We start from the raw sequence: 5,551 nt of genomic DNA on the forward strand, positions 1-5,551 counted from the left end.
ATTTGACTATTAAAACTAATACTTTGTTAGTACAAGATGGGGCTGGAGTAACTGTGGAGAATTTCGGAGCAGGAAGGGCAGGCAACATGACATTAAATGGTTATTCCATCCGTTTAAACAATAATGCTTTACTCAGTGCTAGTACACAAAGTGCTAAAGTTGACCCCAACAGAGAGCAGGCGACAATTAATATTAACTCAGAAAATTTAATAATCAGCCGCAATAGCAACATCATAACCAATGCGAGAGGGGAAAACGTCATCGGCGGCAACATCAATATTGATACCGATTTCCTCATTGCCTTTAAAAACAGTGATATCAGTGCTAATTCCACTAATTTTCGTGGTGGACGGGTAAAAATTAATGCTCAAGGCATATTTGGTATACAATCCCGTCAGATACCTACCTTAGAAACAAGCGATATCACCGCTACAGGGGCAAGTCCTGTGTTAAATGGCGTAGTAGAACTCAACACACCCGATGTTGACCCCAGTCGAGGATTAGTGCAACTGCCGACAAATTTAGTTGATGCCTCACAGCAAATTGATACTGGTTGCAATGTTGGCGGAAAGCAAAGAAAAAGTTCATTTGTTGTTACAGGGCGCGGACTACCACCACAACCAGGTGAGCCGCTCCGCACTGAAGCAGTGATAGTCAATGGAGTCGAAGCCGCAGAAGAAAACCGCTCTGCCTTAAGAAATTTTACACCGGACTCTACTAATAAAATTGTAGAAGCTACTGGGTGGGTAGTTAATAGCTTAGGTGAAATTACTCTGACAGCCTATCCTACCAGTGTTACACCATCTCAAAGCTTCCAGTCAACTCCCGCGACCTGCCATGCATCTTAAACAATTACTAACACAATTGAGAATCTGGCGATCGCATCGTCGTGCCTTTGCACTGCTTTTCAGTATACCTCAGTGCGATGGCATTTTTTTGTTACTAATATTTACTCATCTCTTAACCTGACTATTACTAAGTACACGTCACCGCAAAAAGGGGTCGGAAATAAAAATTGTGATGCGACTGCACACGTTTCATTCAAAAAGCAAATTCCGTACCTCTTTTATGGTGGGCTGTACTAAGTAACTGAACAAAAATATTTACAGTCATTGCGAGCGAAGCGAAGCAATCCCAGCCGCAAGCGAATTGCTTCATTTCGCTTCTCTACGAGACGCTACATTCGCAATGACATTGTGTAATTAATTCTGTTCGACTACTTATTTTGTCTCTTTTATATGCTTGTTAAGAATCTACTCTTGAGAAACAGCTTCTAAATCTGTGGCTTTCGCTAAAAATATGAATTTTATGAACTTTATGAACTTGACTTATCGGGGAGGAAAAACTAGCAAAATTTCAGTTATGAACTTCATGATATTGACTGGTTTTTCACCGCACTTTAATCTAGACCACAGAATCACCTTTGTTACCAACTTAACTAAGACAGGGTGCATCCTAATGCAGAAGAAGTACTAGACCTTAGTAACCACGTATAGATAGGTGTGACACTTAGTTGCTGAAGATAACATGAGTTACCAAAATACTTATGTCATAAACTCTTCACTTTAGGTTGTCGTGTTCTCAAATCCGGGAATTGAATTGCAGATAATTTTGTCCTGGAATCCAGACAAAAAATTACATCTGCTGAGTCTAACTTGACCAAATCACTATCCTATCAACAACAAAAGGAGTAAAAAATGCTTTCACCCGATGTTGCTACAAATATTCTTGAACGTAAACAAGCTGTTGCTGCAGCTGCACCTCAACATCCACTAGTTGTTGCTGCAGCTGCACCTCAACCCCCAGATCCTTTACTGCCAAACCTAGTATTGGACACTCCTAACATCACTTTTGATAATGGAGTTCCAGTAGGAGGCGATGCCCACTTGAGTTTGTTTCCAGATGGAAGTTATAGCTTTACGGGTCACTTCCATGATAGTGGCGCTACTAGCTATGATACATCATTTGTTTATGTAGTTAAAGATGTGTTCGGTGTTTCAGCTTTTACGTTCTCGCATACGGGACGAACTCATGGCACTTTTGAGGCTGGTTCTAGAGATGATAATTGGAATGATTACGGTACTAATCCAGTGCTAGCTGCTGATTGGGGCAATATATCGAGTGGCTACAATTGGTCTTCAAGAGCTGGTGCAAATCTCAATTTAGGGGGACTATTTGATGAAGCAGTTCAGCTAGTAGGTTACGCTCAAACGGTAATTCAAGTTGTTGGAAATATTGCTGGATAAGAAATTAACACCAGAACAACGCTCTAACAGTGAAGGGGAGCAATGCGATTTTGTGAGGTGCTTAAAATTCGGGTACTAAATCGAATGGCACTAAGAAAAGCTCTAAGCTATACGGAATAAGGGCTACAGCTTTGAAAGCTATTGAACAGTGGAGGAGGGGTCAGGTGGTCGTCCTTGATGCAGTGTCATGGAAGCGATCACCACAAAAGACACTCAGGAAAGCGATCGCTTACGTCGGGTGGGTACGCCATCGCTGTGCCTTGCTCCAGAAAGCCCCAGAAATGTTGGGTTTCGTTAAGTGAGATGCATTCTTTACAAGATTTTTCATCAAAACCAAGGAGAATAACATTATGAATAGATTTTTCTTTGTGATTTCTCGTCATCGTGCCTTCACAAAGTTAGCTCTTGGCGCGGCAGCTGCTCTAACCTGTAGCCAAGCCCTTCCTGCAAACGCCACTCCAGGCGGAGCTGGCTGGCAAGGGAAGTACACCCTCTATATCCCATCTGGTCGGACTGACCAGTTTTTCCATTATGGGTGTCCAGCGAATTTCCCAGTTGCGGTCAGCGGCGGGTTCCTTCCAAATTTAGCGGCCAAACCGGGAATGGTCGTCCTTGGTAATGGACCACAACTGCAATTAGACCCGACCGGTTACAACGAATGGGCTTGGCTAATTGATTGGCCAAACGGAGCGTCGGCAGGATCGGCGATCCAGTTCGACGTTTACTGCATGAATCAGTAAACCACAAACTTTTCAAAACCAACGTAAAAGCAAGGGTTTCAGCCATTGTGAACCTGGAGTATTCACCAGGGAGCAACGCGATTTGGTGAGGTGCTAAAAATTGGGGGTATAAATGACCTGTTTAATAGTGCGTAGGCGCAGCCCGCCGTAGGCATCGCAGCGAAATATCTGTTTTTATTGAGAATATAGCTATGTAACTGAGAATTAAACCCCGATCTCACTTTTTTGCGTTGCTCCCTATTCACCATTGGTTTTAGAGGGATCAAGCGAGCGATCGCATTGTGGGAGAATGGGCTGCTAGATACCGAGCAGCAGCAAAGCAACAGAAGTGTTGAAAGTCTTAAGTTTGTACCCGACATTCAGCAGGTTAAATTGCAAAAAAGTTATTTTCAGGTATCCGTACATTGGGGTAAGTGAGGCAACACGGGAACGCACTTTAATTGGGTGATGATGCAATTAGTCACTATACTTATCATATTCAAGCCACTTTAATCGAGAACAAAATTGTTATTCAAAATTATCGTAATCAAGCAGGACGTTTTATCCTAGCCACTAACTTATTAGACGAAGAAATTGACTTGACTGCTAACCCTCATACAGCGTTAGAGCAACAAAAGTGGACCCCAGAACTCATTTTAAAAGAGTATAAATCTCAACAAAGTACGGAACGAGGCTTTCGTTTTATTAAAGATCCTTTAATTGCACTCTTGCTCCTTTCACTACTGAGCGCGATCGCACTTTCTCAATGGAGCAAAGAGCAAAGTAGCTTGTAAATTTTCCCAACTTAATTTTTGTACTATACAAGGTTTGTAAGTGATTTATGAAATCATTACTAAAGTATGGATTGGCAATTGTCCCCTTTTTTACCACTTTGCTTCTAGGGCAAGCTGCCTTTGCCGCACCTCCTGAAGACATTGTAGGCACCTGGAATGGTCTGTCGGGTAATCCAAAAGTGATAACAGATATAAGAGTTACAGTAGCCGAACAACAACCCGACAATCCCGCCCAAGTCAGTGAGTGCCGCTCTATTACAGGCGATATGAGTGTGAATACTAGAGTTGGACCACTTAATGGTTCTATGCAAGGATATTATTGTCCTGCAACAGGTGCTTTTGCATTTATTCTAAACAGGAAAGAAGACGGGGCAACAATGCAGCTATATCGGGGCAATATTTCTGATGATGGGAAATCAATGAAAGGTACTTTCTTTTATATATCAGGGGATTGAGGAGAATACGATTTCTCTGCTTCCAAGTAGATAGTTGCAGTCTACCAGAAAGAGCGATCGCTTGGCTTATATGAATATGAAATAGTGCGATCGCCGATCTTGTAGATTGGATTGACGCTAGCAAACCCAACAACTTCTTCAAATTGTAATCTTGGTCACTTTCGCCACTGAGCGCGGTGAGGTGATGTCCACTGATGCGGTGCGAAAGCTGATTGGGCGACTGGCAGCACAGGCGGGACTTGATATCAAAGTTCACTGCCACATGATGCGCCATGCCTGCGGCTACTATCTGGTAAATCAGGGTTATAACACTAGGGAAATCCAAGACTTCCTGGGACACCGCGATATCAAACACACTGAAAAATATACCAAGCTGAATGCTCGACGGTTCCTGAATTTTGATTGGGGTGATTTGTAAAAATTCTGGTCATAGCTGCGTTCCTCTTCAATCTCTCAGAGGTCATCGCTCTCTTGCGGCTCTGGAGTGATATTTGGTGTGACTGAGCAGCAGAAAGAAAATACCATCTCTACTTTGGGTTTTTAATTTTTTTTAGGCAATTTAAATTAAAAAATAAAACAGTATTATTACTGATAAGAGCAACTGACTCAGGTTGAGCAATATCGGCTAGACTGTACCGAAACGGGAGAATTGTACGCTAAGAAATTAGAGCAATCGCCAAAAACCTTACTATTAAAGACTTTTAGCGTTAAACTGTCTTTTACTTTTTCAACCATCATTGGTCTGAAATACAAAAAATTTCATTCGGATGACACTTAATGAAACTATTGATAAGCTAATAGGCATTTAAATTGCAACATAGTCACTATTACCCTTATTTTTTATTTTTCGATACCACTTAATGACTAGCTCACCTTTATTTAATAGTTTATCTAGTAAAGACTTTAATTCATCTACTGATTGAAATAAACGATGAGCAATATATTCCTTACATGAATACCAAACTATTTCGATGATGTTGTAGTCAGGACTATATGCAGTTAAAAATTCTAGTACAAAATGAGGTAGTTCTTGGGCAATTTTAGCGAGAATATCTTTCCGTTTATGGAAACTGGCATTATCTAAAATTAAAATAATCTTGGGATCACGCTCCTGAAAATCTTCGGTACTGTTTCCCTGCATTATGTTGCTAAATACCACCCCAAATATTTTGGTATCTGGGCCACAACCACAGCCGTGGGTAACCAGTGTCCCAAATTCTTTGAGTCAAGTTGCCCAGAGTGCAGCAATTGCAACATAGATGTAACCCCCAGCCTCTTCCCTACGGGAGCAATGCGATTTTGTGAGGTGCTAAAACCAAGAACGGAAATAGGGTATT

Annotated in this window: 7 protein-coding genes and 2 pseudogenes; 7 read left to right on the forward strand and 2 right to left on the reverse strand. The window is 41.6% G+C overall.

Features of this window, described 5'->3' with window-relative positions:
• The 7 genes and pseudogenes from ACFFAP_RS35260 to ACFFAP_RS35290 all read left to right on the forward strand — a co-directional run.
• Nucleotides 1-848 (forward strand): annotated as a pseudogene (locus ACFFAP_RS35260) (S-layer family protein); the annotation flags it as partial.
• 849 nt (nucleotides 849-1,697) lie between these two features.
• Complete coding sequence (locus ACFFAP_RS35265; protein WP_375515566.1) at nucleotides 1,698-2,246, forward strand: hypothetical protein; 549 nt, start codon at nucleotides 1,698-1,700, stop codon at nucleotides 2,244-2,246.
• A gap of 164 nt (nucleotides 2,247-2,410) precedes the next feature.
• Nucleotides 2,411-2,548, forward strand: a complete 138-nt coding sequence (locus tag ACFFAP_RS35270; RefSeq protein ID WP_375515567.1) for a hypothetical protein — start codon at nucleotides 2,411-2,413, stop codon at nucleotides 2,546-2,548.
• A 48-nt stretch (nucleotides 2,549-2,596) separates the two neighbouring features.
• Nucleotides 2,597-2,986, forward strand: a complete 390-nt coding sequence (locus tag ACFFAP_RS35275) for a hypothetical protein (RefSeq protein WP_375515568.1) — start codon at nucleotides 2,597-2,599, stop codon at nucleotides 2,984-2,986.
• Nucleotides 2,987-3,426: 440 nt separating this feature from the next.
• Nucleotides 3,427-3,759 (forward strand): hypothetical protein, encoded by a 333-nt coding sequence (locus ACFFAP_RS35280; RefSeq protein ID WP_375515569.1) that lies wholly within the window; start codon nucleotides 3,427-3,429, stop codon nucleotides 3,757-3,759.
• A 47-nt stretch (nucleotides 3,760-3,806) separates the two neighbouring features.
• On the forward strand, nucleotides 3,807-4,214 hold the full coding sequence (locus tag ACFFAP_RS35285; RefSeq protein ID WP_375515570.1) for a hypothetical protein: 408 nt from the start codon (nucleotides 3,807-3,809) through the stop codon (nucleotides 4,212-4,214).
• 151 nt (nucleotides 4,215-4,365) lie between these two features.
• A complete protein-coding gene (locus tag ACFFAP_RS35290) occupies nucleotides 4,366-4,632 on the forward strand; it encodes a tyrosine-type recombinase/integrase (protein WP_375515571.1) in 267 nt (88 codons plus the stop codon).
• A gap of 387 nt (nucleotides 4,633-5,019) precedes the next feature.
• On the opposite strand, the pseudogene ACFFAP_RS35295 reads toward ACFFAP_RS35290, so the two are convergent.
• Nucleotides 5,020-5,349 (reverse strand): annotated as a pseudogene (locus ACFFAP_RS35295) (transposase); the annotation flags it as partial.
• A gap of 5 nt (nucleotides 5,350-5,354) precedes the next feature.
• On the reverse strand, nucleotides 5,355-5,551 hold a 197-nt coding region (locus tag ACFFAP_RS35300), incomplete at its 5' end, for a hypothetical protein (RefSeq protein WP_375515572.1).

The organism is uncultured Nostoc sp. (assembly GCF_964245575.1).
Taxonomy (GTDB): Bacteria; Cyanobacteriota; Cyanobacteriia; order Cyanobacteriales; family Nostocaceae; genus Nostoc.